General features: G+C 66.9%; 26 protein-coding genes. 10 read left to right on the top strand and 16 right to left on the bottom strand.

Annotated elements, in window-relative coordinates:
- Positions 1 to 15: 15 nt before the first annotated feature.
- From ABZX92_RS11955 to ABZX92_RS11975, 5 genes are all read right to left on the bottom strand, one after another.
- A complete protein-coding gene (locus ABZX92_RS11955) occupies positions 16 to 1,254 on the bottom strand; it encodes a deoxyribodipyrimidine photo-lyase (protein WP_355557019.1) in 1,239 nt (412 codons plus the stop codon).
- Between the two features lie 9 nt (positions 1,255 to 1,263).
- Positions 1,264 to 1,608, bottom strand: a complete 345-nt coding sequence (locus ABZX92_RS11960) for a hypothetical protein (RefSeq protein WP_355557022.1) — start codon at positions 1,606 to 1,608, stop codon at positions 1,264 to 1,266.
- A gap of 79 nt (positions 1,609 to 1,687) precedes the next feature.
- Positions 1,688 to 3,001 carry a citrate synthase gene (locus ABZX92_RS11965; RefSeq protein WP_045316400.1) on the bottom strand — a complete coding sequence of 438 codons (1,314 nt, stop codon included), beginning with the start codon at positions 2,999 to 3,001 and terminating at the stop codon, positions 1,688 to 1,690.
- Positions 3,002 to 3,225: 224 nt separating this feature from the next.
- Positions 3,226 to 4,158 carry a carbohydrate kinase gene (locus ABZX92_RS11970; protein ID WP_355557025.1) on the bottom strand — a complete coding sequence of 311 codons (933 nt, stop codon included), beginning with the start codon at positions 4,156 to 4,158 and terminating at the stop codon, positions 3,226 to 3,228.
- A 6-nt stretch (positions 4,159 to 4,164) separates the two neighbouring features.
- Positions 4,165 to 4,755, bottom strand: a complete 591-nt coding sequence (locus ABZX92_RS11975; RefSeq protein ID WP_355557028.1) for a TetR/AcrR family transcriptional regulator — start codon at positions 4,753 to 4,755, stop codon at positions 4,165 to 4,167.
- An 83-nt stretch (positions 4,756 to 4,838) separates the two neighbouring features.
- Between ABZX92_RS11975 and ABZX92_RS11980 the strand changes: the two genes are divergently transcribed.
- A complete protein-coding gene (locus ABZX92_RS11980; RefSeq protein WP_355557031.1) occupies positions 4,839 to 5,978 on the top strand; it encodes an acyl-CoA dehydrogenase family protein in 1,140 nt (379 codons plus the stop codon).
- On the opposite strand, the gene ABZX92_RS11985 is transcribed toward ABZX92_RS11980, so the two are convergent.
- Positions 5,975 to 7,186, bottom strand: a complete 1,212-nt coding sequence (locus ABZX92_RS11985; RefSeq protein ID WP_355557034.1) for an amidohydrolase — start codon at positions 7,184 to 7,186, stop codon at positions 5,975 to 5,977. The genes ABZX92_RS11980 and ABZX92_RS11985 overlap by 4 nt on opposite strands.
- Before the next feature lie 34 nt (positions 7,187 to 7,220).
- Complete coding sequence (locus ABZX92_RS11990; protein ID WP_355557036.1) at positions 7,221 to 8,108, bottom strand: aldose 1-epimerase family protein; 888 nt, start codon at positions 8,106 to 8,108, stop codon at positions 7,221 to 7,223.
- A 38-nt stretch (positions 8,109 to 8,146) separates the two neighbouring features.
- Here ABZX92_RS11990 and ABZX92_RS11995 point away from each other — a divergent pair, with 38 nt between their 5' ends.
- Together ABZX92_RS11995 and ABZX92_RS12000 are read left to right on the top strand one after the other, a co-directional pair.
- Positions 8,147 to 8,923 (top strand): MBL fold metallo-hydrolase, encoded by a 777-nt coding sequence (locus tag ABZX92_RS11995; protein ID WP_355557038.1) that lies wholly within the window; start codon positions 8,147 to 8,149, stop codon positions 8,921 to 8,923.
- Entirely contained in the window at positions 8,920 to 9,639 is a 720-nt protein-coding gene (locus ABZX92_RS12000; RefSeq protein WP_355557041.1) for an AAA family ATPase, read from the top strand. Before ABZX92_RS11995 ends, ABZX92_RS12000 begins: the two co-directional genes overlap by 4 nt.
- Before the next feature lies 1 nt (position 9,640).
- Here the strand turns inward: ABZX92_RS12000 and ABZX92_RS12005 are convergent, their stop codons facing one another.
- A complete protein-coding gene (locus ABZX92_RS12005) occupies positions 9,641 to 11,035 on the bottom strand; it encodes an APC family permease (RefSeq protein ID WP_355557044.1) in 1,395 nt (464 codons plus the stop codon).
- A 72-nt stretch (positions 11,036 to 11,107) separates the two neighbouring features.
- Here ABZX92_RS12005 and ABZX92_RS12010 point away from each other — a divergent pair, with 72 nt between their 5' ends.
- On the top strand, positions 11,108 to 11,902 hold the full coding sequence (locus ABZX92_RS12010) for a hypothetical protein (protein WP_355557047.1): 795 nt from the start codon (positions 11,108 to 11,110) through the stop codon (positions 11,900 to 11,902).
- Here ABZX92_RS12010 and ABZX92_RS12015 read toward each other — a convergent pair.
- The 8 genes from ABZX92_RS12015 to ABZX92_RS12050 form a co-directional block, all read right to left on the bottom strand.
- A complete protein-coding gene (locus ABZX92_RS12015) occupies positions 11,886 to 13,139 on the bottom strand; it encodes an MFS transporter (protein WP_355557049.1) in 1,254 nt (417 codons plus the stop codon). The genes ABZX92_RS12010 and ABZX92_RS12015 overlap by 17 nt on opposite strands.
- 66 nt (positions 13,140 to 13,205) lie before the next feature.
- The gene (gene asnB / locus ABZX92_RS12020; protein WP_355557052.1) at positions 13,206 to 15,140 is read right to left on the bottom strand and encodes an asparagine synthase (glutamine-hydrolyzing); all 1,935 of its coding nucleotides are present in this window, start codon (positions 15,138 to 15,140) and stop codon (positions 13,206 to 13,208) included.
- A gap of 197 nt (positions 15,141 to 15,337) precedes the next feature.
- Complete coding sequence (gene pdxH / locus ABZX92_RS12025; RefSeq protein ID WP_355557055.1) at positions 15,338 to 15,994, bottom strand: pyridoxamine 5'-phosphate oxidase; 657 nt, start codon at positions 15,992 to 15,994, stop codon at positions 15,338 to 15,340.
- Between the two features lie 158 nt (positions 15,995 to 16,152).
- Positions 16,153 to 16,854, bottom strand: a complete 702-nt coding sequence (locus tag ABZX92_RS12030) for an urease accessory protein UreD (protein ID WP_355557058.1) — start codon at positions 16,852 to 16,854, stop codon at positions 16,153 to 16,155.
- Positions 16,851 to 17,486, bottom strand: coding sequence for an urease accessory protein UreG (gene ureG, locus ABZX92_RS12035; protein WP_355557060.1), 636 nt, complete (start codon positions 17,484 to 17,486; stop codon positions 16,851 to 16,853). Before ureG ends, ABZX92_RS12030 begins: the two co-directional genes overlap by 4 nt.
- Positions 17,476 to 18,087 (bottom strand): urease accessory UreF family protein, encoded by a 612-nt coding sequence (locus ABZX92_RS12040; RefSeq protein WP_355557087.1) that lies wholly within the window; start codon positions 18,085 to 18,087, stop codon positions 17,476 to 17,478. Before ABZX92_RS12040 ends, ureG begins: the two co-directional genes overlap by 11 nt.
- Positions 18,084 to 19,766, bottom strand: coding sequence for an urease subunit alpha (locus tag ABZX92_RS12045; protein WP_355557063.1), 1,683 nt, complete (start codon positions 19,764 to 19,766; stop codon positions 18,084 to 18,086). The genes ABZX92_RS12040 and ABZX92_RS12045 overlap by 4 nt, the downstream gene beginning before the upstream one ends.
- A complete protein-coding gene (locus ABZX92_RS12050) occupies positions 19,763 to 20,362 on the bottom strand; it encodes an urease subunit gamma (protein ID WP_355557066.1) in 600 nt (199 codons plus the stop codon). Before ABZX92_RS12050 ends, ABZX92_RS12045 begins: the two co-directional genes overlap by 4 nt.
- Before the next feature lie 199 nt (positions 20,363 to 20,561).
- Here ABZX92_RS12050 and ABZX92_RS12055 point away from each other — a divergent pair, with 199 nt between their 5' ends.
- The 6 genes from ABZX92_RS12055 (at position 20,562) to serC (ending at position 26,293) form a co-directional block, all read left to right on the top strand.
- Positions 20,562 to 21,386, top strand: a complete 825-nt coding sequence (locus tag ABZX92_RS12055) for an ABC transporter ATP-binding protein (protein WP_355557069.1) — start codon at positions 20,562 to 20,564, stop codon at positions 21,384 to 21,386.
- The gene (locus tag ABZX92_RS12060; protein WP_355557072.1) at positions 21,383 to 22,198 is read left to right on the top strand and encodes an ABC transporter permease; all 816 of its coding nucleotides are present in this window, start codon (positions 21,383 to 21,385) and stop codon (positions 22,196 to 22,198) included. Before ABZX92_RS12055 ends, ABZX92_RS12060 begins: the two co-directional genes overlap by 4 nt.
- A complete protein-coding gene (locus tag ABZX92_RS12065; RefSeq protein WP_355557075.1) occupies positions 22,177 to 23,232 on the top strand; it encodes a sensor histidine kinase in 1,056 nt (351 codons plus the stop codon). Before ABZX92_RS12060 ends, ABZX92_RS12065 begins: the two co-directional genes overlap by 22 nt.
- On the top strand, positions 23,229 to 23,831 hold the full coding sequence (locus ABZX92_RS12070) for a response regulator transcription factor (protein WP_355557078.1): 603 nt from the start codon (positions 23,229 to 23,231) through the stop codon (positions 23,829 to 23,831). The genes ABZX92_RS12065 and ABZX92_RS12070 overlap by 4 nt, the downstream gene beginning before the upstream one ends.
- Positions 23,832 to 24,067: 236 nt before the next feature.
- Positions 24,068 to 24,874 carry a hypothetical protein gene (locus ABZX92_RS12075; RefSeq protein WP_355557081.1) on the top strand — a complete coding sequence of 269 codons (807 nt, stop codon included), beginning with the start codon at positions 24,068 to 24,070 and terminating at the stop codon, positions 24,872 to 24,874.
- A gap of 291 nt (positions 24,875 to 25,165) precedes the next feature.
- Positions 25,166 to 26,293 (top strand): phosphoserine transaminase, encoded by a 1,128-nt coding sequence (gene serC / locus ABZX92_RS12080; protein WP_355557084.1) that lies wholly within the window; start codon positions 25,166 to 25,168, stop codon positions 26,291 to 26,293.
- The last annotated feature ends 48 nt before the right edge of the window (positions 26,294 to 26,341 follow it).

The following is a 26,341-nucleotide window of genomic DNA, read 5'->3' on the forward strand; positions in this document are numbered from 1 at the left end:
ACGCCCGCGTGAGGCTCACTTGATGGCCTGATACCGGTCGAGGGCCACCTGTCGTTCGACGGCGTGGTCGACGACCGGTGTCAGGTCGATGCTGTCGGGCGCGTACTTCCGGACATAGGCGCCGTCCGGATCGAACTTCTTGGCCTGCGTCAACGGGTTGAACACGCGGAAGTACGGCGCCGCGTCCGTGCCGCAACCCGCGACCCACTGCCAGTTGTGCTGGTTCGACGCGATGTCGCCGTCCACCAGGTGCTTCATGAAATGCCTTGCACCCCACCACCACGGCAGGTGCAGATCCTTCACCAGGAAGCTGGCCACGATCATGCGAACCCTGTTGTGCATGAAGCCTTCCTGCAGGAGCTGCCGCATGCCGGCGTCGACGATCGGATAGCCGGTGCGGCCGTTCTTCCAGGCCTCGAACAGCTCCTCGTCGTTGTCGTGCTGCATCCGGTCGAACTTGCGGTCGTAGTTCTCGCGCGCGGTTTCCGGCTTGTGCCACAACACATCCGCGTAGAACTCGCGCCAGGCCAGCTCGCTGCGGAACGTGCCGTCGCAGTCCTGCAGCAGCGTCCGCGGGTGCAGCACGCCGAACCTCAGGTACGCCGCCAGCCTGCTGGTCGCATCGAGGTCGGGACGGTCGCGGGTGGTGTCGTAGTCCTCCAGCCGCTCGTCGCGGAACTCCTCCCACAGCTTGATCGCGTCGGGCAGCTTCTCTTTGATGCCCGGAAGTTCGGTGCTGTGGCCTGGTTCGATCCAGTCCAGAGTGGACGCGTCGGTGTCCGCGGGCTTGCGCCAGCCGTGGTCCAGCCAGGCGTTGCGGAACGGCGTGAAGACCTTGAACGGCGTTCCGTCCTGTTTGCGCACCCTGCCCGGAGTCACGGCGTAGGGCGAGCCGGACCGGACGAGTTCGATGTCCCCCAACGCTTCCTCGACGGCCTGGTCGCGCCGGCGCCCGTACGGCGCGCAGTCCGCGGAGATGTGCACGCTCTCCGCACCGACCTCCCGTGCCACCCGAGGCACCGCCTTCACCGGGTCGCCGTGCACCACCATCAAACGCCCGCCGAGCTGGTCGTTCAACGCGTGCAAACAGCGGTGCAGGAAATCGATTCGCGGCTGTCCGGACGGTTTCAGCAACCGATCGTCGAGAACGAACAATCCGAGGGCGCGAGGTGACCTTTCCGCTGCCGCGAGAATGGCGGGATGATCGGATGTCCGCAAATCGCGGCGAAACCAGACGAGCGATGGAGAACTCACCCCTAGACGCTACGGCGGGACCACCTCGGCCGCGACTTCGAGAGTGATCAACCGCATCATTCTGAGGAGCCGGCCGTAGTAGTGGGCCGCGTAGGGGCGGTACCACTCCGAGCGCGGATCAGCGAACAGCGGGACCACCTTGCGCAGCTCGTGAAGGTGACGTGGCGCCCACCACGCGACATGCTCGTCGACGTCGGCACCACCCTTCAGCCAGCCGGAAGCACAGCCGGCGGCATCCGCGTCGACCAGGATCAGTTCCACGCCCGCGAGCTCCAGGCCGCGCTGCCCGTTCGGGTACCGCAACTTCCTGTGCTGCTCGTACAGCCGAGCCACCTCAGCCCGCACGTCCGTCACGCACCACCCCCAGGACATGACAAAAGGCGCGCCGCCTGTGGCGACGCGCCTTCAGCTTGCCAGAAGAACTAGCCCGTGATCAGCGGTTTTCCATCGAGATGAAGTCGCGCTCGGTCGGGCCGGTGTAGATCTGCCGCGGACGGCCGATCTTGGTGGCCGGGTCGTTGATCATCTCGCGCCAGTGCGCGATCCAGCCGGGAAGACGGCCGAGCGCGAACAGCACGGTGAAGAACTTGGTCGGGAAGCCCATCGCCCGGTAGATCAGACCCGTGTAGAAGTCCACGTTCGGGTAGAGCTTGCGGGAGATGAAGTACTCGTCGCTCAGCGCGGCCTCTTCCAGCTGCTTCGCGATGTCGAGCAGCTGGTCGTCGGCGCCGAGCTTGCCGAGGATCTCGTCGGCCGTCTTCTTGATGATCGCGGCGCGCGGGTCGTAGTTCTTGTAGACCCGGTGGCCGAAGCCCATCAGGCGGACGCCGTCCTCCTTGTTCTTGACCTTGTTGACGAACGCCTTCACGTCGCCACCGTCGGCCTTGATCTTCTCGAGCATCTCCAGCACCGCGGAGTTCGCGCCGCCGTGCAGCGGGCCGAACAGGGCGTTGATGCCGGCGGAGATGGACGCGAAGAGGTTCGCCTCGGACGAGCCGACCAGGCGCACGGTCGACGTGGAGCAGTTCTGCTCGTGGTCGGCGTGCAGGATGAACAGCAGGTCGAGCGCGCGGACCAGGTCCGGGTCGAGGTCGTAGGCCTCGGCCGGGAAGCCGAAGGTCATCCGCAGGAAGTTCTCCACCAGGCCAAGCGAGTTGTCCGGGTAGAGGAACGGCTGACCGATCGACTTCTTGTACGCGTAGGCCGCGATGGTCGGCAGCTTGGCGAGAAGGCGGATCGTGGAGATCTCCACCTGGTTCGCGTCGAACGGCGACAGCGAGTCCTGGTAGAAGGTCGACAGGGCCGACACCGCAGAGGACAGCACCGGCATCGGGTGCGCGTCACGCGGGAAGCCGTCGAAGAAGCGCTTGAGGTCCTCGTGCAGCAGCGTGTGCCTGCTGATCTTCGAGGAGAAGTCGTCCAGCTGGGCCTGGGTGGGCAGCTCGCCGTAGATCAGCAGGTAGCTGACCTCGATGAAGTTCGAACGCGCGGCCAGCTGCTCGATCGGATACCCGCGGTAACGCAGAATGCCCGCGTCACCGTCGATGTAGGTGATCTCGGAGGAGCAGGAGGCCGTGTTGACGAAACCGGTGTCCAGGGTTACCAGACCGGTCGTCGACAGCAGTTTGCCGAGCTCGATGCCGGACGCGCCTTCGGTCGCCGGCACCACCTTCATCTCGAGCTCTCCGCCCCCGTGGCGCAGCGCGACGGTCTGGGTGTCGTTCGGCGCAGTCGTCGCGTCGGGCATTCAAGTCCCTCTCAACGCTCGGACGGGGTGGCGGCAGGTCGCACGGCCTGCCGTCGTCTCGGACCACCCCGTTGGGATCTGAGTCTTCTAAGTTCACTCACGCTAGTCGGCGGAAGGCCCGCCTCGCAGCAGCGGTGTGAACCGATTCTGTGAGATGGGACCGGCATCACATCCGTAATGCCAGTTTCTAGCGCGGCTACCTCACGGTAGTCCGTTCCTCGGTTTTATCCAGCCAACGCAGCGGTGAGTTCGCTCGCAAAGGGCGGTTCGGCACCGGCGCGGGAACATGTGATCGCGGCCGCGGCACCCGCGTAGGTCAATGCGCCGGTCCATTCATCGCTTGCGAGTGCACGGACCTTCTCCACGCTCAAGGCATCGTGGTCGTGCAGCCACGCGAGCAGGGCACCTTGCACGGTGTCGCCAGCCCCGATCGTGTCGACCACGTCCACCTTCACCGGCGGCACGTCGACCTGTCCCGTGGCGGTGATCACTGACAGACCGTCGCCACCTCTGGTGAGCACGACCGCGGCCGGTCCCTGTGAAATCCACGTCCTTGCGATCTCGATCACGTCGTCTTCTTCAGCGAGCCACCGAGCGTCCTCGACGGAGAGCTTCAGCAGCCCGACGTCCGGCAGCCACGACCGGAACCGCGCGCGATAGGCGCCCGGATCGTGGATCAGCCCGGCCCGGATGTTGGGGTCGAGCGCGGTGAGCAAGCGCTTGCTCTCGCGCCTCAAGACCTTCTCGTAGACCGAGGCACCGGGCTCCAGGACGAGGCTGAGCGTGCCGAACGACACGGCCCGGGCGTCGGCAGGCAGCGGTCCGGGGTCCTCGACGAGCCGGTCGGCGGTGCCGTCGACGTAGAACGAGTAGCGCGCCGAACCGTCGTCGGCGAGCCCGACCACTGCCAGCGTCGTGTTCTCCGGCCCGCGCTGGACCAGGTCCGTGCCCACGTTCGACGCGTGCAGCCGCTTGACCAGCTGCTCCCCGAAGTGGTCGCTCGACACCCGCGACAGGAAGCTCGTCGGCACGTCCAGCCGTCCCAGCGCCACCGCGACGTTGTACGGCCCGCCACCGAGCTTCGGCGCGAGCGGCGTCAGCTCGTCGTCCCCCACCGGCACCATGTCGACCAGTGCCTCACCAGCAACCACGATCACTGCGTTCTACTCCTTTTGGGAGACTCCGGTCCTCTGCAGGCCATCCAACAACAGTTCGCCCAAAGCGGTGAACGCCTCGGCATCCGAAACGCCTGCCCGTTTCGTGAGGACACCCGTCTGGATGCTCTCGATGAGCAAGCCGGCCATCTCGGCGAACAGCACCGCGTGCACCTCGCGGAACACGTGCAGCTCGACCCCGTCCTGGATGAACGCCTTGATGCGCTCGGCGGCGGCGCGCGCGTTGCGCTCGTACGTCGCCCTCGTCGGCGGGAAGTCGGACACGTCCGCGATGAACGCCGCCGAGGCCTTCGACAGCTCCTCAGCAGCCCCCGCGAGGTAGCTTCCGATGCGTTTGCGCACGTCGTTGAGGCCTGCGATGCGCTTCTCGATGCGTTCGGCAGCACCCTTGAAGTACCGCCCGACGACCCGCACGGCCAGCTGTTCCTTGCTGCCGGCGAGCGCGTAGAGCGTCGACTTCGAGCAGTGCAGCCTGCCTGCGATGTCATCGAGCGTGAGATGACCGAAGCCCTCGGTGAGGAAGAGAGCCTCCAACCGGGTGAGCAGCTCAGCCTGCCGCTGCGTGAGAGCCCGCGTCATGGTGACGACCTTGCCACACTCACTGGCACCTGTACTGACGTACGTCCTACAGTACAGCTACCAGTACACACCGGAGGTCGACGATGCCCGCCGAGCGGCTGCTCCCCACGCAAGAGGCCGAGGACCTGATCGCGCTGGTCAGGGAGATCGCGCGGGACGAGCTGAAGCCTCACGCCGCGGACGCCGAGGAGAACGAGAAGTTCCCCCGCGACGCGTTCCGCCTGCTGGGCAGGGCCGGCCTGCTGGGCCTCCCGTACGCCGAGGACTTCGGCGGCGGCGCACAGCCCTACGAGGTGTACCTGCAGGCCCTCGAAGAAGTCGCCTCTGCCTGGATGACCGTGGCCGTCGGCATGTCCGTGCACGTCATGTCCTGCTACGGCCTGGCCACCTTCGGCACGCGCGAACAGCAGGACCGCTGGCTCCCCGAGATGCTCGAAGGCGAGCTCCTCGGCGGCTACGCCCTCTCCGAGGTCCAGGCGGGCTCCGACCCGGCCGCCATGTCGACCCGAGCCGTCCGCAAGGGCTCCGAGTACGTCGTCAACGGCACCAAGGCGTGGATCACCCACGCCGGCGCCGCCGACTTCTACACCCTCATGGCCCGCACGTCACCGGACGGCGGCCGAGGCATCTCCTGCTTCCTGACCCCCGGCGACGCACGCGGCCTGTCCGCCGACACCCCGGAACGCAAGATGGGCCTCACCGGCTCCATCACCGCTCAGCTCCAGTTCAACGACGTCCACTTCGGCACCGACCGGCTGATCGGCGCCGAGGGCGACGGCCTGAAGATCGCACTGTCCGCTTTGGACTCGGGCCGCCTCGGCATCGCGGCGTGCGCAGTCGGTCTGGCGCAGGCGGCGTTGGACGAAGCCGTGGCCTACGCCAAGACCCGCACCCAGTTCGGCCGCCCGATCATCGAGTTCCAGGGCCTCGAATTCATGCTGGCCGACATGGCGGCCGCCGTCGAATCAGCCCGAGCCACGTACCTCCACGCCGCCCGGCTGCGCGACGCCGGCCGCCCGTTCCGCCAGCAGGCGTCGATCGCCAAGCTGATCGCCACCGACGCGGCGATGAAGGTGACGACCGACGCCGTGCAGGTGCTCGGCGGTGCGGGCTACACCCGCGACTTCCCGGTGGAGCGCTACATGCGCGAGGCCAAGGTCCTGCAGATCTTCGAAGGCACCAACCAGATCCAGCGCCTGGTGATCGGCCGGGGCCTCCGCTAGTTGCTCTCCCGGTAGAAGGGGTCGGCCACGACCCCTTCACCTTTCCTCTCGTCGAACGTGTACACCTCGCGCCCCTCCACGTACACGTGCAGGGCCCGGCTCATCACGTCCAGCGGGTCCCCGGACCAGATCACCACATCGCCGTCCAGCCCGGGCTTCAACGCGCCGACCCGGTCGTCCAGCCCCATGATCCGCGCCGGATTCACCGTCAACGACTTGATCGCGACCTCCGGATCCAGCCCTTCCTTCACCGCCAACGTGGCCTGGTGCACCAGGAAGTGAATCGGCACAACGGGATGGTCGGTCGTGATCGCCAACTCCACCCCGGCCCGCGCCAGGATCCCGGGATTCCGCAGCCCGCGATTCCGAACCTCCACTTTGGACCGTGACGTGAACAGCGGCCCGATGATGACCGGGATCTGCTTCTCCGCAATGAGATCCGCGATCAGGTGGCCCTCGGTGCCGTGGTTGAGGATCAGCCTGTAGCCGAACTCCTCCGACAGCCGAATGGCCGTGGCGATGTCATCCGCCCGGTGCGCGTGCTGGCACCAGGGCAGCTCACCGCTGAGCACCTTCGCCAGGATCTCCTGCGTGTTGTTGCGGTCGAAGGACTTCCCGTCGGCCTCAGCCTCGGCCTTCTTCGCCACGTAGTCCTGCGTCTTGGTCAACTCGTCCCGGATGACCGCCGCAACCCCTTGCCGGGTGGACGGCAACTTCCCCTTCTCGCCATACACCCGCTTCGGGTTCTCCCCAAGCGCACTCTTGACGCTCACCGGCTCCTTGACGAGCATCTCGTCAACGGTCCGCCCCCAGCACTTGACCGCCACCGTCTGCCCACCGATCGGGTTCCCCGACCCGGGCTTGATCACCGCAGTCGTGACTCCACCACTGAGCGCGTCCCCGAACCCGAGGTCGGCCGGGTTGATCGCATCCAACGCCCGCATCCGCGCGCCGACCGGGTCGGTCATCTCGTTGGTGTCCTGCCCGGCCCACCCCTCGGCCTCCTCGTGGACACCGATGTGCCCGTGCGCCTCGACAAAGCCAGGCAGCACCCACGCCCCGTCAGCGTCGACAACCTCAACCCCGTCGGGAATGTCGACGTCGGCCCCGACCGCGACGATCTTCCCGTCCTGAATGAGGACAGTTCCACCCTCGACAGGCTCTCCGTCGACGGGAACGACGTAGCCCCCGGTGATCGCGATGTTCATGGTTAGCAACGCTAACGGTTGCGCCTGCGTTTCGCTACGAGAGCGGCTTGATCCCCCACCGCGCACCCCAGGACTCCCCAGGTGCGACCCAGATCAGATCCACCCCGGAGTTCAACGCATCCGGCGGGCAGGTCATCGGCTCGATCGCCACCGCACGCCCGCGGTCCGGGTAGGAGTCCGGCGTGTACACCTGCACCCATCGAAACGCCGGATCGGCCCACACCTCGACCCCACCGCTCTCAGCCTCGAGCAGGTGGTGCACCAATCCGTCCCGCCCCGGCTCACACCCGCCGAACGGCGTGTCCAGATGAACCCCGAGCAGCTCCCGCCCACTCCGGAAGTCGTACTGAGTCCCCTCGACGGGAACAGCTTCCCCGGAGGGCACCATCCGCTCGGTGTCCAAGGGCAGGACGGTCGTCGCAGCCAGCGTCAGCGTGCACGAATCGGTGGACGCGTTCCCGGCCCGCGGGTAGGGATGCGTGCCCACTCCGAACGGCGTCGCCACATCCCCGACGTTCTTGACCCCGTGCGTGACCGTCAGCCCGTTGTCATCCAGCGCGTAGGACACGGTGAGGCGCAAAGCAGCCGGCCACCCCGCCTGAGGCTCGACCGTCGTCTGCAGGGAGAGGAGGGACCCGGTGTGTTCCAGCGTCGACCAGGGCCGCCGCCGAACCAGGCCGTGGATCGCATTCCCCCGAGCAGGCTCAGTGACCTCCAGTTGCTGCCGAACCCCGTCCAGCACCCAGGAAGCTCCGGCAGTCCGGTTCGGCCACGGGATCAGCACGGCCCCGGCGCTCATCGGCGGCTTCTCGTCGGGCCCGAATGTCTCCACATACGGAACGCCGTCCACTTCGAAGGACCGCAGGCCTGCGCCTACAGTCGTGATCACAGCGGTGGCACCCTCGTACGAGATCCCCAACATGAGGTTGCAGCCTACGGGGCCAGCGGAAGGAATCCTCCATGAAGGTTCATCACCTCAACTGCGGCACCATGCGTCCGCCCATGGTCGCGGGCGGCATCGTGGCGCACTGCCTGCTGATCGAGACCGACCAGGGCCTCGTCCTGGTCGACACCGGCTTCGGCACGCACGAGGTGACGGACCCGAAGGCGACGCTCGACCCGCTCAGCCGGACTCTGCTCAAGCCGCTGCTGGACGTCAACGAGACCGCGATCTACCAGGTCGAGAAGCGCGGCTACGGGGCCGAGGACGTGCGGCACATCCTGCTCACCCACCTCGACCTGGACCACGCCGGCGGGTTGCGGGACTTCCCGAACGCCACCGTGCACGTGCTGGACACCGAGCTGGACGCGGCGAGCAACCCGCGCAACGCCAAGGAGCGGGCGCGGTACCCGAAGGCGCAGCGCGACGGGGTCACGTTCGAGACGCACAAAGCCGAAGGCGAGGACTGGTTCGGGTTCCAGGCCGTGAAGGACATCCAAGGCCTGCCTGAGGACATCCTGATGGTGCCGCTCATCGGCCACACCCGCGGCCACACCGGCATCGCGGTCAAGAGCGACGACGGCTGGCTGCTGCACGCCGGCGACGCCTACTTCTACCGCGGCGAGGTCGAGACGCCACCGAGCAACATCTTCGCGCTCAAGATCACCGCCAAGCAGACCGAGACGATCCGCGAGCAACGTCTGTCCAATGTGGAACGACTGAAGGAGCTCAAGGCACAGGGCGAGGTCGAGGTGTTCTGCGCCCACGACCCGGTCGAGCTGGCCCGCCTCGGATGACCTTCATCCGCCAGGTCCGCCTCGACCAGGTGCACGACACCCACCGCTACCCGTTCACGCTCCCGGTCGTCCAGCACCTGATCAAGAACCCGATCGAGCTCACCAAGCCCGTCACGTTCCTGATCGGCGACAACGGCGCGGGCAAGTCGACGCTCGTGGAAGCCATCGCGGTGGCGGCCGGGTTCAACGCGGAGGGCGGCACGCAGTCGTTCAACTTCGCCACGAAGGCCACCGAGTCGTCACTCGGCGACTACCTGACGCTGAGCTGGGGCACCAGGAAACCGAGGACGGGCTTCTTCCTGCGGGCAGAGTCGTTCTACAACGTCGCCACCGAGATCGACCGCATCGGCCAGGGCATCCACGCCTCGTACGGCGGTAAGTCGCTGCACGAGCGTTCACACGGCGAGAGCTTCATGGACCTGATGACGCACCGGTTCGGCGGCCGAGGCCTCTACGTGCTGGACGAGCCGGAAGCCGCACTGTCCGTCAAAGGCTGCCTCACCGTCCTGAGGCGCATGCACGAGCTCGTGACCGAAGGCTCGCAGTTCATCATCGCCACGCACTCGCCGATCCTGCTCGCCGCACCGAACGCGCAGATCCTCGAGATCACCGACGGCGAGATCGACGAGGTTCCTTACGACGCGGCGGAACCGGTCGCGCTCACCCGCAACTTCCTGGGTGAGCCCGACCGGTTCCTGAGGCACCTGCTGGACTGAGCTACTTCGCCAGGTTCTCCGGGTGGATCTCCACCTTGCCGTGGGTGAAGCGGTTGATCACCCACAGCACCAGACCGGCCAGCAACAGGAAGCCCGCGATCTTGTAGTCGTCCCACGGCCGCCCGGACAGCACCGGGATCGCGAGGTACGCGCAGGTGACCGCACCGAGCACCGGCGCCCACGTCGGCGCCCGGAAGTGCTTGTGCTCCACCTTCTCCTTGCGCAGCACCAGGCACGCGACGTTGACGATGGTGAATACCACCAGCAACAGCAAAGACGTCGTGCCGCCGAGCTTGCCGATGTCGAAGAACGACACCAGGATCACCGCGATGCCCGACGTGAAGACGATCGAGATCCACGGCGTGCGGCGGAACGGGTGCACGGTGCCGAAGAAGCGCGGGATGATCTGCTCGTTCGACATGCCGTAGAGCAGACGCGACGCCATCAGCATGTTGATCAAAGCGGAGTTGATGACGGCCAGCAGGCCGATCAACGCGAAGATCCACAGCGGGAACCCTGGCGCGCCAACGGAAATCACCTTCAGCAACGCACCGCTGCCCGCCTTGGCGAGCTCGTCGGACGGGATCAGCAACGACGACGTGATCGCCACCAGCACGTAGATCGTGGCCGCGATGCCCATGCCCCACAGCATCGCGCGCGGGAAGATCTTGATCGGGTTCTGGCACTCCTCGGCCATGTTCACCGAGTCCTCGAAGCCGACCATCGCGAAGAACGCCAGCGCGGTCGCCGAGGTGACCGCCAGGACCACGCTGGTCCCCGGCGGCGTGTGGATCTCGGTCAGCCGCGACGGCTCACCGTCGCCGACCGCGATCGCGTACGCGCCGATCAGGATGATGATGATCAGACCGGACAGCTCGATGCAGGTCAGGACCACGTTGGCCTTGACCGACTCGGACACGCCGCGGAAGTTCACGACCGCCAGCGCCGCGATGAAGATCACCGCGATGCCCGTGATCACCAGCGACTCCGGGCTCAGCACGAGGTCGAAGAACTCCACCAGCAGCTGCCGCAGGTACGTGCGGCCGAAGGCGAGCGCCGCCGACGAGGCCGAGGTGATGCCGGAGCACATGACCGCGAACGCGACCATGAACGTCAGGAACTGGATCTTGAACGCTCTGTTCGTGTAGAGCGCGGCACCCGCGGCCTTGGGATACTTCCCCACGAGTTCCAGGTAGCTGAACGCGGTGAGGAACGCGACCACGAACGCGAGCAGGAAGGGCAGCCAGAGCGCACCGCCGATCTTGCCGGCCACGTTGCCGGTGAGCGCGTAGATACCGGTACCGAGGATGTCGCCGACGACGAAGAACAACAGGAGCTTCGGGCCGATTGCCCGATTCAGCTCTGGTTGCTCCGTTTGTGGAGTCGCTTCAGCCATGCCCTGGGATTGTGCTCGTTTTGCCCGGCTACCAGCGCGAAGCCGCACTTACCTCACCCATATGGTGTAGCTATGACACGCACCGTGACCCGCACGGCAACGCTGCTCTTCGCCGCTCTCGCGCTGACCGCCTGCACCTCGGCACCGCAGCCGGAGCAGCCGGTCCAGTACCGCGACGTGCAGAGCCTGGTGGACGCGGTGGCCAAGGCGGCCAACGAGAAGAAGACCTACCGCTTCACCATCGCGCCCCCGACCACGGGCGGCGTCACGGCGCCCGCGAACGGCTCGGTGCGCCTCGGCGACGCCCCGAGCCTCGACGCCACCACCAAACGCCCGGTGCAGACCGGCGGCCAGCCAGAGGAACTCCGGTTCGTGTCGACCACATCGGACCACGCGTTCGTGAAGCTGCCGCCGGTTTTCGGTCTGCCGCAAGGCAAGCCGTGGCTGAAACTGTCCAGGCAGGACAACGACGACCTCACCAACACGCTGCTGGGCTACCACGACGTGACCTACCAGCAGGCCGTCTTCACCACCTACCACCTGCCGGTCGTCCAGGCGGGCGGCGTGCTCAAGGTGACCGCGAAGGTCGCCGACCGCACCCGTTACTCGATCGCCGTGGACTACCGGAAGGCCTACGACAAGCTCACCGACGAGAACCTGCGCAACGAGGTCAAGCTCGCCCTCGACCAGGGCGTCACGGGCTCGGCCGCCGAGATCGAGACCGACGGCAACGGCCTGCCCGCGGGCATCAAGTTCTCCACCCAGTTCCAGAACACCATGGTCGTCGACGAGGCGCGCTTCACCGACTGGGGATCAGAAATCCAGATCGCCGAACCGAACGCGAACGAGGTCAGCTCGCGGAACTGACCCGGTAGCGCCAGATCGCGGGCAGCAGCACCACCATCACGACCGCCGCGACGACCACCAGCACACCGCCGGCCGTCACCGCCGCAGCCGTGCCGAACGCCGCACCACCCGTGCCGTGCAACAGGTCCGCGATCCGAGGCCCGCCCGCCACGACGACGATGAAGACACCCTGCATCCGGCCGCGCATCTCGTCCGTGGCGGCCGACTGCAGAATCGCCCCGCGGAACGCCATCGACACCATGTCCGCGGCCCCGGCCAACGCCAGGAACGCCGCCGCGACCCACAGCGAGCCGGCCAGCCCGAAGCCCACGATCGCGAGCCCCCAGCCCACCACGGCCAGCGTCACCGCGACCCCGTGCCGCCGCACGTTCGAGATCCACCCGGACGTCAGCCCGCACAGCACCGCACCCACCGGAATCGCCGCGAACAGCACACCCAGCGCGAACCCACCACCGGCCGGATCCCCGAACGTGTGCTGGGCCATCTCCGGGAACAACGCCCGCGGCATGCCGAACACCATCGCGATGATGTCGAGCAACATGCTCGCCAGCAGCACCTTCTGCGCCCACAGGTAGACGAACCCGTCGAGCACGTCCCGCAGCCCAGCGCGCCGCACGACCCCGTCCAACGGCGGCATCGAAGGCAGCATCCACACCGCGTAGACCGTCACGACCAGCGCGATCGCGTCGACCAGGTACAACGTGGGCAACCCGACGACCGGCATCAACGCCCCGGCCAGCAACGGCCCGAGCACCGCACCGAACTGCATGACCGTCGACCCCAGCGCCCCTGCCGCCGGCAACAGCTCGGCCGGCACCAGCCGCGCGATCGACGCCTGCCTCGCGGGCGCGTTGGCCGCGAAGAACACCTGCTGCAACCCCAGCAGCGCGATCACCAGCCACACCGAGCCGACGTTCATCGCCGCCTGCACCCACAACAACACCGACGACACGGCGATACCGGTGTTCGTGACGAGCAGCAGCTTCCGCCGGTCGACGGTGTCCGCGATGGCGCCGCCCCACAGCCCGAACACGAGCAGCGGCACCAGCGCCACACCAGCGGCGATACCGACCCAGGCCGACGACCCGGTGAGGTCGTACACCTGCTTGGGCACGGCAACGGCGGTGAGCTGAGAGCCCACCGCCGTGACGATCGTGGACAGCCACAACCGGCGATACGCGACGATCTTCAACGGTCGGGTGTCGATCACGAACGTCGAGCGCGCGTTTCTCCCCACAGTGGCCACATCGTTAGCCTATGACAACTAACAAGCCCTTTACGTGAATGTGTCGCCAACACCACTTCAGAGGCGCACGGGATACACCGGCTCCGGCACCTTCGGGCTGATCCGCCCCTCGACGAAGATCCCGTGCCAGATCATGAAGCACAGCACCGACCACAGCTGCCGGCTCCGGTCGAACTGCTCCGACTTGTGCTCCGCGAGCAACTCCAGCACGGCGTTCTTGTCCAGCAGATGCCCGGTCTGCGAGTCCGCGATGATCCCGCGCGCCCAGTCGTACATCTCGGCCCGCAACCAGTGCCGGATCGGCACCGGGAACCCGAGCTTCGGCCGGTTCAGCACGTGCGCCGGAATGATCTTCGCCAACGCCTTCCGCAACGCGTACTTGGTCGTCCCCTCCGTCAGCTTCTGGTCCAACGGCACCTCGGCCGCGACCTTGAAGACCTCGGGATCCAGGAACGGCACCCGCAGCTCGATCGAGTTGGCCATGGTCACCTTGTCCGCCTTGACCAAGATGTCGCCACGCAGCCACGTGTACAGGTCGATGTGCTGCATCCGCGCCACCGGATCCCAGCCCTCGGACTCCCGGTACCAGGGCGCCGTGACGTCCTGGAACCCAATGCCTTCGACGTACCCCGGGAACACCGCACGCACCTGCGCATCACTGAAGTTGCGGGCGTTCCCGTAGTACCGCTCCTCCAGCTTCAACGCCCCGCGCCGCAGCAGGTCCTTGCCCCGCACGCCTTCCGGAATGCTCTTGGACACCGCGCCCATCAACTTCCGCACGCCGCCGGGCACCTTCTCGAACGGCGACAACGAAAGCGGCTCGTGGTAGATCACGTACCCGCCGAACAGCTCGTCCGCACCCTCGCCGGACAACACGGCCTTGACGTACTTCCGCGCCTCCCGCGCGATGAACCACAACGGCACCAACGCCGGGTCCGCCACCGGGTCGTCCAGGTACCAGATGATCAGCGGCAGCTCTTCCATCATCTCGTCCGGCGACACGGTCCTGACGACATGCCGCACCCCGATCGCAGCCGCCGTCTCCGCGGCCACGTCCACCTCGGAGTAACCCTCACGATCAAACCCACTGGTGAAGGCGATCAAGTTCGGGTTGTGCAACTTCGCCAACGTGGCCGTGGCCGTCGAGTCGATCCCGCCCGACAGGAACGCCCCGACCGTCACATCGGGGTCCGAGATCATGTGCTTGGCGACCGAGTCCCGCATGACCTCGGCAATCCGCTCGTGCAACGCCTCAGCCTCGTGCTCGCCGTTCACCGGCCTCGGCGCGAACACGGGCTTGAAGTACCGGTTGAACAGCACCTGCCCACCCGGCGACACCTTGAACGACGTCCCGGACTCGACCCGGCGAATCGCCTTGTGCAACGACTCGGGCTCCGGCACGTACTGCAACACCAAGTAGTGCTGCAACGCCGTCTGATCCAGCTCCTGCGAGATCCCCAGCACCCCGGTCAGCTGCAGCAGCGACTTCTTCTCCGACGAGAACGCCACCCCACCAGGCCCGGACGCCCAGTACAACGGCTTGATCCCGAACGGATCCCGCGCTCCGAAGACCACTCGCTCCTGCGCGTCCCAGATCATGAACGCGAACATCCCGCGCAGCTTCTTGACCCAGTCGGCACCGAGGTAGTGGTACCCGGCCACGATGGCCTCGCCATCGCCCTTGGTCTTGAACTGGGCCCCGAACTTCATGGCGAGCTCGGCCCGCAACTCCTTGTAGTTGTAGATCTCGCCGTTGAAGTTCAACGTGTAGCGCGTCGGGTTCTCCGGCGGCCCCCACACCAACGGCTGGTGGCTGTGGTCCAGGTCGATGAACCCGAGCCGGTTGAACCCGTACACGACCTCGGCATCGGCCCAGGTGTCCTGCTCGTCGGGTCCCCGATGCCGCTGACACCGCAACGCCGAAGCCACGTTCGACCGCGCGGAGGCCGCAGCAGCCTCGGTGGAACAGATGAGTCCGAGCACTCCGCACACGTGAATCCGCACCTCGTAGCTAGCCGTTGCCGAAAACCCAGTATGCCCGCACCAAATCCGGACACTTCTCCCAGGCTGAGGACGTGCGAGCCCCGGCGGAGGTTCCGCGAGGACGGACACATCCCCGCGGCCGGGTTCCGAGCGCAGCAAAAAGGGGCGCCCCCCGCCCACAGGAGACGCCCCACGACAAAGCCGAGTTACGGAGCTACTCGCTCCACACCCCAGGAATCCCGCCCCAGCCGGTACCGCAACCGGTCGTGCATCCGATCCCGCCGTCCCTGCCAGAACTCGACCTCCTCAGGCCGAATCCGCCACCCACCCCAGTGCGGCGGCACCGGAATCTTCTCCGTGTCAGCGAACTGCCGCTCGATCTTGTGCAGCGCGGAATCCAAGGTGGACCGCCCGGAAACCACCCGGGACTGCGGCGAAGCCCAGGCCCCGATCTGAGACCCACGAGGCCGGGAGTTCCAGTACTCGGCGGTCTCGACGGGCCCGACCTTCTCCACGGTTCCCCGCACGTGCACCTGACGCTGCATCGCGAACCAGGGGAAAGTGGCGGACGCATACCGCGTGGCCATCAGATCGTGAGACTTGTTCGACGTGTAGTTCGTGAAGAACACGACCCCACGAGCGTCGAGCCCCTTCAACAACACAGTCCGCGAAGACGGACGCCCCTTGGTGTCGGTGGTCGCCAGCACCATCGCGTTCGGCTCGGGAAGCCCGGCGTTGGTCGCGGCGTCCAACCACAACTGGAGCTGTTCATGCCAAGTGGCGGCAAGCTCCGACTCGCTCAGCGAGCCCTGCTCGTACGACACGCGCATCGCCGGTAGCGCGATGTTCGTGGTCTCCGTCATCGGCGAACCTCCAAGCAGCGGCAACAGAACTCGTGGTCCCTGGACCCGCGACCATACGCACGGCGAACGAATGGCGAAACCGCCTGCGTGGTGATGACCACCACCTGAACGGTGACTGTCCGTACAAAGAACAGTTCTGGATCGAATTCGTGATCGAGTCAGATGGCGTCGAGCACACGTGTGACCGTGACCACGTCATCACCCAGTGCGGTGGCAAGGGTTCCGCCCGCTGCCAACGGAACGACGTTCCACCACTCCCCGCCACTCGACGCCCGCTCGACCGCATCGAGCATCAGAGACGTGCCCACAACCCGCTTTCCGGCGAGTCCCGCACTCGAACGGTCAACCTCCGGCGAGCCGACGACGAGCTGTTGGTGCAACAACGGCTTGCCGCAACGGGTTGCGCGCACCGAAGTGGAAAGAACACCGCCAGGCTCCCCTGCCCGGCCGAGCACGAGAACCTCGCGCAACGACAACTCTGCGTGACCGTCCAATTCGGCCTCCACCACTGCGGTGTGGTGCGCACGACTCGTCACCACGGTGGGCTCTGGCAGGTATCGGACAGCACCTTCCACGGAAAACCGCACCGAGGAAAAAGACGGCAAACCGGTCGGGCCGGGCAGCATCAGAGTCGCCGCCACGCCGCGTAGATCAAGTGAGGCTCCAGGGCCTACTTCGACCGTCAGCTCAAGTGAATCTCCACCGAGCGGCGACGTCACCGAGCTCACCAGGTGCACCAGCGCGACAGCACCGACCCTTCGCGCGGGCACCAGCGTCAGCGGCGACTGCGAGCGCAGGACCCGCACGACGCTGTTGCCGTGCGAGTCCAACGCCACCACCAACCGTGCGGACGCCTTCACAGCTGCTCAAGCACCCACTTGGCGACCTCGGGCGCCTCAGGTGTCTCCACCAGGGACTGCGCGATCACCGGCAACGAGCCGCGCATCCGGTGCGCGTCCGAGATCATCACGTCCATGTCCGCGCCGACGTAGGGCGCCAGGTCGATCTTGTTGATCACCAGCAGATCCGCGGTCGTGACACCGGGTCCGCCCTTGCGCGGCACCTTGTCCCCGCCGGCCACGTCGACGACGAAGATCTGCCGGTCGACCAGCCCGCGCGAGAACACCGCGGTCAGGTTGTCGCCGCCGCTCTCGATGATCACCAGATCCAACCCGGAGAACCGGTGTTCCAGCCGTTCGACCGCGTCCAGGTTCGCGGTGATGTCGTCACGAATCGCGGTGTGCGGACAACATCCCGTCTGCACCGCCTCGATCCGCGACGGGTCCAGCACACCGGCTCGCCTCAGGAAGTCGGCATCCTCGGTCGTGTAGATGTCGTTGGTGACGACCGCCAGTTCCAGCTGCGACCCCAGCGCACGGCACAAAGCCGCGGTCAGCGCGGTCTTGCCGCTGCCGACCGGGCCGCCGATGCCGATGCGCGGCGCGGATCCGTGGTGGTGGTCGTGCGGGTCGGGCCCGTGGTCAGCTCCCAAAGAGACGCACCCCTTCACGTCGAACATGTGCCTCGGCAAGAAGATCCAAGGCAGGTGAACCGAGCGCGGGCAGTTCCTTGCACGCCCGCGCAGCAACTTCCTCGACGTCGAGAGAAGCCACGATCGCGTTGACCCCGAACGGGTCGAGTCCGAGCAGCCGCACCGCCGCGGAAGCCGGGCCGCTGACCGACAAGTATGCGCAGGTCAGCGCGGCCTCGAAAGCATCATCGACCAGCACCCCGATCACCAGCGGCTGGTGCGGAGACGCCGGCAACGCGGCGAGCCGGGCAGAAGGCCAGGCCCGCCGAGCCGCTCGCAGCATCCCGCGGCCCTGCGCCCGCGAAGCCTCGCGCTGAGCAGGCGACGGCGTCCGCGCGTCCAGCTCGGCGTCCAACTCGGCCAGATCCTCGCCACGAGCCGCCGCGGCCGCGAATCCAGCCGCCAGCAACCCGGCGGTCAGCAAACGCCCGCGCAGGAACGATTCCAGCGACGGCTCGTCCACGACCAGCCCGCGCGCGGCAGCCTCTTCCAGACCGCCGGAGTGCACGTGTCCGCCACCCGGGAACCGGGAGTCGGCGAGGATCAGCGCGGTCAGCATCAGAACAGGAAATACCGTTGGGCCATCGGCAACTCGGCCACCGGCGAAGGCTCCACCAGATCGCCGTCGACGTGCACGGCGAAGCTGTCCGGATCCACCCGGACGTCCGGCATCGCGTCGTTCAGCACCATGTCGGCCTTGGTCACCGATCGCGTCGACGAAACAGACAGAACCCGCCGCGCATAACGCGAGTCGATCCCGGCCTCGATTGCCTCAGGCGCAACGAAGAACACGCTGGAAGCCGCTCCGGCGGTCGCACCGAACATCGGCCGCGCCCACACCGGCTGCGGCGTCGGGATCGAGGCGTTCGCGTCACCCATCGCACCCCACGCGATGAACCCGCCCTTGAGCACCACCGAAGGCCGCACGCCGAAGAACTTGGGCTCCCACAACACCAGATCGGCGAGCTTGCCGACCTCGACCGACCCGACCTCGGACGCGATCCCGTGCGCCACCGCGGGGTTGATCGTGTACTTCGCGACATAACGCCGTGCGCGCAGGTTGGCGTCCATCGAGCGGCGTGACTGCATCACGTGCGCGGTCTGCCAGGTCCTGATGATCACCTCGCCGACCCGCCCCATCGCCTGGGAGTCCGAGCTGATCATCGAGATCGCGCCCAGGTCGTGCAGCAGGTCCTCGGCGGCGATCGTGGTCGGCCGGATCCGCGACTCCGCGAACGCCAGGTCCTCCGGCACGGACGGGTTGAGGTGGTGGCACACCATCAGCATGTCGAGGTGTTCTTCGAGCGTGTTGACGGTGTGCGGGCGCGTCGGGTTGGTCGACGACGGCAGCACGTTCGGCAGCGAGACCACCCGGATGATGTCCGGCGCGTGCCCGCCACCGGCACCTTCGGAGTGGTAGGCGTTGATCGAGCGTCCGGCGATGGCGTCCACAGTGGACTCCAGGAAGCCGGCCTCGTTCAACGTGTCCGTGTGGATCGCGACCTGCACGCCGGACTCGTCCGCAACGCGCAAGCAAGCGTCGATCGCGGCGGGAGTCGTGCCCCAGTCCTCGTGCAGCTTGAACCCGCCCGCGCCCCCGGCGAGCTGCTCGCGCAAGCCCTCTTCCGAGACCGTGTTCCCCTTGCCCAGCAACAGAACGTTGATCGGCATGTGGTCCATCGACGTCAGCATGCGGTCGAGGTACCACGCGCCCGGCGTCACGGTCGTGGCCTTCGTGCCCTCCGCCGGACCGGTGCCGCCACCGATCAACGTCGTGAGCCCGGAAGCCAGCGCCTCGTCCACGATCTGCGGGCAGATGAAGTGCACGTGGCAGTCGATGCCGCCCGCGGTGAGGATCTTCCCGTTGCCGGACAGGATCTCCGTCGACGGCCCGATGACCAGCGACGGATGCACCCCGTCCATCGTGTCCGGGTTGCCCGCCTTGCCGATCGCGACGATCCGCCCGTCCCGCACACCGACGTCGGCCTTGACGACACCCCAGTGGTCGAGGATCACCGCACCCGTGATGACCAGGTCCGGAGCACCCTCGGCACGCGTCGCGATCCCCTGCCCCATCGACTCGCGGATCACCTTGCCGCCGCCGAAGATCACTTCGTCGCCCGACCCGGCGCCGCGACTCAGATCTTCGGTGACCTCGATGAACAGGTCGGTGTCGGCCAGCCGGATCCGGTCGCCGACCGTCGGCCCGAGCAGTTCGGCATAGCGCTCGCGGTCGATCATCGCTGCAACCCCCGGACAATCCTCAACCCTGCCAACGGAACGAGCGTGACCTCGCGCTCCACCCCCGGCTCGAACCGCACCGCGGTGCCGGCGGGAATGTCGAGCCGGTAGCCGAACGCGGCCTCGCGATCGAACTCCAAACCGCTGTTGACCGACGCGAAGTGGAAGTGCGACCCGACCTGAACGGGCCGGTCAGCGACGTTCACGACGACCATGGAGATCCGCGGCCGACCTGGGTTCAGCTCGACGGGTTCGGAGCCGACGACCACCTCGCCCGGCGCCGGACCGGCGGAAGGCGCGATCGGGTGGTGCACGGTGACGAGCTTCGTGCCGTCCGGGAACGTCCCCTCGACCTGCACGGAGTCGATCATCTCCGGCACCCCGCGCATGACCTGCTCCGGCGCGAGCACGGTGCGGCCGCTCTCCATGAGCTCGCTGACCGTGCGACCGTCCCGCGCGCCCTCCAGCACGTGGTCGGTGATCAACGCGACGGCCTCGGGGTAGTTCAGCAGCACCCCGCGTTCGAGCCGGCGGCGAGCCACGTCGGCGGCGACGTGCACGAGGAGCTTGTCGCGTTCATGCGGCGTCAGATGCACCCGGCCGTTCTATCACGCGAAAGCTCCTTCTCGCACAGTGGAAACACCGCCGAAACACGAGCGCACGCGGGGAGCTTTCGTTTGGCAGGAGCGCACGCGGGGGCCCCGCGTGCGTCCGGCTGTCCACCGGTCGGTTGACAGCCGGAGTCGGTCGCGAGGTCGTCCCGGAGGGTGGGGGCGAAGAAGCAGGATTTTCCCCATGAACGCGATTCGGGTGAGGGGCCTGCAGAAGGCCTACAAGGGCCACCAGGCGGTGGCAGGGGTGGACCTCGACGTCGCACGGGGCGAGGTCTTCGCGGTCCTCGGGCCGAACGGGGCCGGCAAGACGACGACCGTGGAGATCCTGGAAGGACACCGCGACCGGGACGCCGGCGAGGTCAGCGTGCTGGGCGGGGACCCGGCCAAGGCCGACCGGTTGTGGCGCTCGCGGCTCGGCATCGTCCTGCAGAGCGCGACGGACGCCGCCACGCTCACGGTCAACGAGGCCGTGCGCCACTACGCCAAGTACTACGCGAACCCGCGGGACCCGGAGGAGGTCATCGACCTCGTCGGGCTCACCGAGAAGGCGAAGTCCCGCGCCGGCACCCTCTCCGGTGGCCAGCGCCGCCGGCTCGACGTGGCGCTCGGCATCATCGGCCGCCCGGAGCTCGTGTTCCTGGACGAGCCGACCACGGGCTTCGACCCCGAGGCGCGCCGCCAGTTCTGGGGCCTGATCAAGCTGCTGGCCGCCGAGGGCACCACGATCCTGCTGACCACGCACTACCTCGACGAGGCAGAGGCGCTCGCCGACCGGGTGGCGGTGCTGGCGGGGGGCCGCATCGTCGCCGAGGGCACGCCGCAGACGTTGAACGGCCGCGCCCACGCCGACGCCACCGTGCGCTGGCAGTCCGACCGCGGCTACCAGGAGATCAAGACCTCCGAGCCCACCAAGGTGATCGCCGAGCTCGCGAAGAACGGCGAGCTGGCCGAGCTCACCGTCACCCGTCCGTCGCTGGAAGACATCTACCTGGAGCTGATCAAATGACCACCGCGGCCACGACCAAGACAGCTGCTCTGCCCGGAACCCTGTCGCTCGGTCTCTCGAGGGGTGTGACCGAGCTGCGCGAGTTCTTCCGGCAGAAGGAAAATCTCATCTTCACGGTGTCGCTGCCGGCGATCCTGATGCTGCTGCTCGGCACGGTCTACGTGAAGGAGGTCGCGGCGGGCCAGATGTTCGCGGCCAGCATGATCGGCGCCGGCATCATCTCGACCTCGTTCGTCGGACTCGGCATGAGCGTCGTGGCCGACCGCGAGGACGGCACGCTGAAGCGGTTGCGCGGCACGCCGATGCCGTTCACGTCCTACTTCATCGGCAAGATCATTCTGGTCTTCGTGTCGAGTCTCTTCGAGGCCGCGCTGCTGATGGTCGTGGCGATGCTGAAGTTCGACGTGGAGCTGCCCTCGACCGCCGAGAAGTGGTTCACGTTCGGCTGGGTGTTCGTGCTCGGCGTGATCTCGTGCTCGCTGATCGGCGTGGGGCTCAGCTCGATCGCCAAGAACACCCGCAACGCCGCCGGCGTGCTGAACCTGCCGTACATCGTGCTGCAGTTCCTGTCGGGTGTTTTCATCAGCCAGGCGGTGCTGCCGGACTCGCTGCGCATCACGGGTTCGTTCTTCCCGCTCAAGTGGGTGTGCCAGGGTTTCCGCTCGGTGTTCGCACTGGACGACGGCTACGCGGCGATGGAGGCGGCGGGATCATGGGAGCTCGGAAAGATTGCGCTCGTGCTCGGGGCGTGGACGATCGCGGGCTTGCTGATCGTCAGCAGGACCTTCAAGTGGAGCAACAGCACCAGCTGATCACCTGGTACGTGCTCTTCGCGATCACCCAGGTCACCGCGTTCGTGCTCGTGCTGATCGACAACGACCCCCTCGCCGACCGTCTCACGGCGGCGGGGTTGTTGTGCTTGAACGCCGTGTGGTTCGTGGTCTACGGCAGGCGGCTGGTGATCCGCGGCGAGGACGACTGGCACGGGTTCGTCTACGCGGCCGGTTCGCTCGCCACGTTCGCCCCTGCGGTCTGGTTCAGCGGCAGCGCGACCTTCGCCCTGTTCGGCCTGGTCCCGCAGATCTACATGGTGCTGCCGATCGCGTGGGCGTTCTTCCCGATGGTGGTGTTCGTGCTGACACCGCAGATCCTGACCTGGGCCGCGGGTGTGACACCGTCGTTGCCGTGGCCAGCGGCACTGCTGATCATCGGCTTCTCCCAGGCCTTCGGGTGGGCGATCAGCCGGATCGCGACGCAGAACCAGCAGCGCGGTGAGCTGCTGGAACGGATCGAGGCGCTGACCATCGAGGCCGAGCGGGCGCGGTGGTCAGCGGACATCCACGACACGCTGGCGCAGGGCTTCACGTCGATCATCACGCTGCTGCAGGGCGCGCAGCCCAACGTCGAGCTGGCGTTGCAGACCGCGCGGGAGAACCTCCGCGAGGCACGGGCTCTGGTGGCGTCGAACGCACCGTCCCCTTTAGACGGTTCGTCGCTGGAAGACGCGTTGCGGCGGCTGGTTTCCGGGGTCTCGCTGCCTTCGACGTTCCGGGTGATCGGGGATGCGGTGCCCTTGGCGACTTCGGCCGAGGTGGTGCTGCTGCGGACCGTTCAGGAGGCGCTGAACAACGTGGCGCGGCATTCCGGGGCGTCGCGGGTCGACGTGGTGATGAGGTTCGACCCCGACGGTGTTTCGCTGGAGGTGCGCGACGACGGGCGCGGGTTCGGTGACGCTCTGGAAGGCTTCGGCTTGCGGGGCATGCGGGCACGGTTGGAACAGGTTGGTGGGACGCTCTCGCTGTCGTCGGACGAGGGAGCGTCGGTGCTGGTGGAGGTGCCGCTGTGATCAGGATTCTGCTGGTGGACGACCACCCCGTCGTGCGTCAGGGGTTGAAGGGCATGCTCGTGGCGGACGATCTTGAGGTCGTCGGCGACGCCGGGTCGGGCCAGGAGGCGATCGACCAAGCCGCCCTGCTGAAGCCGGACGTCGTGCTGATGGACCTGCGAATGCCCGAAATGGACGGTGTGGCGGCGACCGCGAAGATCGTCGGAACCGGGCCGCGCGTGCTCGTGCTGACGACGTACGAGACCGATTCGGACATTCTTCGCGCGGTGGAGGCCGGTGCGTCCGGGTACCTGCTGAAGGACTCGACCACCGAGGACCTGATCGCGGCGATCAGGGCGGCGTCTCGCGGGGAGACCGTGCTGGCGCCGTCGATGGTCGCCAAGGTCGTCGGACAGGTGCGCACGCCGCCGCTGTCCGCACGCGAGGCCGAGGTGTTGAAGCTGGTCGCGAAGGGTCTGTCGAACGTCGAGATCGGACGGACGCTGTTCATTTCGGAGGCGACCGTGAAGACTCACCTGCTGCGGGTGTTCAACAAGCTGGGGGTGTCCGATCGGACGGCGGCGGTCACCACCGCGATGGATCGCGGCATGCTGCAGTAACACCCCGACGTGACCGGACTAGTACACATCGGTGAAAGCAACGGCCGTTCGAGTGCCGCCTGCTGACGAACTGAAAAAAGACGCAACAATCTGTTCATTCGACTATCACGGGCAGTCATCGGCGCTGTTCGCAACATCAGTCGGGGGGACAGATGCTGCGGGAGACGATTCTTTTCCTGGAGGAATTCCTCCACGGCCACGGTCCTCCTGCGGTCGCGAAGGCAGCGGTTGGCCTGATGTCGTTCGCGGTGTTGCTCGGCGCGATCCTCGGCAGCACGGCGGTCAAGGCAGGCGCGCTCGTCACCGCGATCCTCGTGATCATCGTCAGCGGCATCGCGCTGCTGACTCGCCGACGAGCGGAACGGCGCGAACTCGAGGTGCACAAGGACCTGGTGTCGCAGTACTGCAAGCTGCTCGACGCCGGACAGCCGTCGTACGAGGTCATCGACTGGGACAAGACGGCCGTCATCGGCGAACGAGGCGACACGCACATCAAGCTGAAGGTCAAGCTCAGAGCAACCCACGACGACTTCTGGTTCGTCCGGCTGAGGCTCGTCTGCGGATGGCCTCAGCCGTCGCGCTACCGGCGCCAGGTCCGGATGACCGTGCGCAACCTGCAGGTCGACGGCTCACCGGGAACCACTCTGCGAACGACGGTGTCCTGGCTGCGGGATGGAGCCATGGCGGCGATCATCCATTTCCACACGGCTCCAGCACTGAACTCCGTCGTGTCATTCACCGTCGACGTGGACTGGCCGAAAATGTGCGCACCTCTTCTGGAGGGCAGTCCCGACGAGTTCGATCTGATGTTCTGGCAAACGGTCCGCCGGTCAACCTACCGAGTTGTGCTCCCGAAGGGAATCGGGGTCTACGTCGAACCCATTGGGAAAACCGAGGATTTCAAGGGGTTCCGGTGGCGCAAGAAAGCGGGCGATGACGGCAGGGAAGTGATCGTCTTCCGGTTGTCCGATCCGCCGGTGCGCCATCGCGCGGGAGTGCGCCTGCAGATGAAGCAGGCACATCGAGCAGCACCGTTGCGATAGGCTGGTGTTATTCGTCCTCGTTACTGGTGCCGCCGCTGCCGCCAAGGAACGCACACAACCTCGACACGAACACCCTCCGCAACCTTGCCCGGCTTTTGGTTGCGGACCGTAACAGGGATGATCAACTCCTGGCCAATCGGCCGACAAGGGCGAATCTCGAAAGCCCTATGACTCAAGTGACCCACGACACCCGGCTGTCACCTCGCGGCTACCCGCCTGCAACACTGTGAACTCCGGCAACGGCGCCGGTCAGGTCCTCTTCAAGTCCGATCGCCCCGGAGGCGTGACCACATGACCCAGACCGCCGATCCGACCTCGTTGGTGCTTCCCGCCGAGCTCAAGCCGTCCGACGGCCGCTTCGGCTGCGGGCCGTCCAAGGTGCGTCCCGAGGCCGTCGCGGCTCTCGCGTCCGAGGGTGCCGCGCTGCTCGGCACCTCGCACCGGCAGAAGCCCGTCAAGAACCTCGTCGGCCGTGTCCGCTCCGGACTGCGCGAGCTCTTCCAGCTCCCGGACGGCTACGAGGTCGTGCTGGGCAACGGCGGCACCACGGCGTTCTGGGACGCGGCCTCCTTCGGCCTGGTCCGCGAGACCGCTCAGCACTTCACCAACGGTGAGTTCTCCTCCAAGTTCGCCAAGGTCACGCAGACCGCGCCGTTCCTGAAGGACTCCCTGGTCACCAAGGCCGAGCCGGGCACCGCGCCGGAGCTCTTCTACGCCGAGGGCGCGGACCTGGTGGGCTGGGCGCAGAACGAGACCTCGACCGGTGTGGCGATGCCCGTCACCCGCATCGAGGGGTCCGGCGACGCGCTGATCGCGATCGACGCCACGTCCGGTGCCGGTGGCCTGCCGGTGCGCGCCGAGGACTTCGACGTCTACTACTTCGCGCCGCAGAAGTCGTTCGCGAGCGACGGCGGCCTGTGGCTCGCGCTGATGTCGCCCGCCGCGCTCGCCCGCGTCGAGGAGCTCAAGGACCGCTGGGTGCCGGAGTTCCTGTCGTTGCCGACCGCGCTCGACAACTCCACCAAGGACCAGACGTACAACACGCCGTCGGTCGCCACGCTCTTCCTGCTGGCGCACCAGATCGACTGGATCAACGGCAACGGCGGCCTCGACTGGTCCGTCGCGCGCACCAAGGACTCCTCGGACCGACTGTACTCGTGGGCCGAGAAGACGGCCTACACCACGCCGTACGTGGAGAAGGCCGCCGACCGTTCGCAGGTCGTCGGCACGATCAACTTCTCCGATGACGTCGACGCGGCTGTCGTGGCGAAGGTGTTGCGCGCCAACGGCATCGTGGACGTCGAGCCGTATCGCAAGCTCGGCAAGAACCAGCTGCGGGTCGCGATGTTCCCGGCCATCGAGCCGAACGACATCACGATCCTCACGCAGGCCATCGACTGGGTCGTCGGCCAGCTCTGAAGTGCTTGACGAAGGGCTCCTTCATCCACCTCACGTGGATGAAGGAGC

The organism is Lentzea sp. NPDC006480, from assembly GCF_040611995.1.
Taxonomy (GTDB): Bacteria; Actinomycetota; Actinomycetes; order Mycobacteriales; family Pseudonocardiaceae; genus Lentzea.

Bases quoted from the DNA above. Each gene is read 5' to 3' on its own strand.
- ABZX92_RS12075 (WP_355557081.1), top strand. From the start codon at position 24,068: ATGTCGTTCGCGGTGTTGCTCGGCGCGATCCTCGGCAGCACGGCGGTC.
- pdxH (WP_355557055.1), bottom strand. From the start codon at position 15,994: ATGACGGAGACCACGAACATCGCGCTACCGGCGATGCGCGTGTCGTAC.
- ABZX92_RS12010 (WP_355557047.1), top strand. From the start codon at position 11,108: ATGACACGCACCGTGACCCGCACGGCAACGCTGCTCTTCGCCGCTCTC.
- ABZX92_RS11965 (WP_045316400.1), bottom strand. From the start codon at position 3,001: ATGCCCGACGCGACGACTGCGCCGAACGACACCCAGACCGTCGCGCTG.
- ABZX92_RS11980 (WP_355557031.1), top strand. From the start codon at position 4,839: ATGCCCGCCGAGCGGCTGCTCCCCACGCAAGAGGCCGAGGACCTGATC.
- ABZX92_RS11985 (WP_355557034.1), bottom strand. From the start codon at position 7,186: ATGAACATCGCGATCACCGGGGGCTACGTCGTTCCCGTCGACGGAGAG.
- ABZX92_RS12045 (WP_355557063.1), bottom strand. From the start codon at position 19,766: ATGATCGACCGCGAGCGCTATGCCGAACTGCTCGGGCCGACGGTCGGC.
- ABZX92_RS11995 (WP_355557038.1), top strand. From the start codon at position 8,147: ATGAAGGTTCATCACCTCAACTGCGGCACCATGCGTCCGCCCATGGTC.
- ABZX92_RS11975 (WP_355557028.1), bottom strand. From the start codon at position 4,755: ATGACGCGGGCTCTCACGCAGCGGCAGGCTGAGCTGCTCACCCGGTTG.
- serC (WP_355557084.1), top strand. From the start codon at position 25,166: ATGACCCAGACCGCCGATCCGACCTCGTTGGTGCTTCCCGCCGAGCTC.
- ABZX92_RS12000 (WP_355557041.1), top strand. From the start codon at position 8,920: ATGACCTTCATCCGCCAGGTCCGCCTCGACCAGGTGCACGACACCCAC.
- ABZX92_RS12055 (WP_355557069.1), top strand. From the start codon at position 20,562: ATGAACGCGATTCGGGTGAGGGGCCTGCAGAAGGCCTACAAGGGCCAC.
- ABZX92_RS11990 (WP_355557036.1), bottom strand. From the start codon at position 8,108: ATGTTGGGGATCTCGTACGAGGGTGCCACCGCTGTGATCACGACTGTA.
- ABZX92_RS12005 (WP_355557044.1), bottom strand. From the start codon at position 11,035: ATGGCTGAAGCGACTCCACAAACGGAGCAACCAGAGCTGAATCGGGCA.
- ABZX92_RS12060 (WP_355557072.1), top strand. From the start codon at position 21,383: ATGACCACCGCGGCCACGACCAAGACAGCTGCTCTGCCCGGAACCCTG.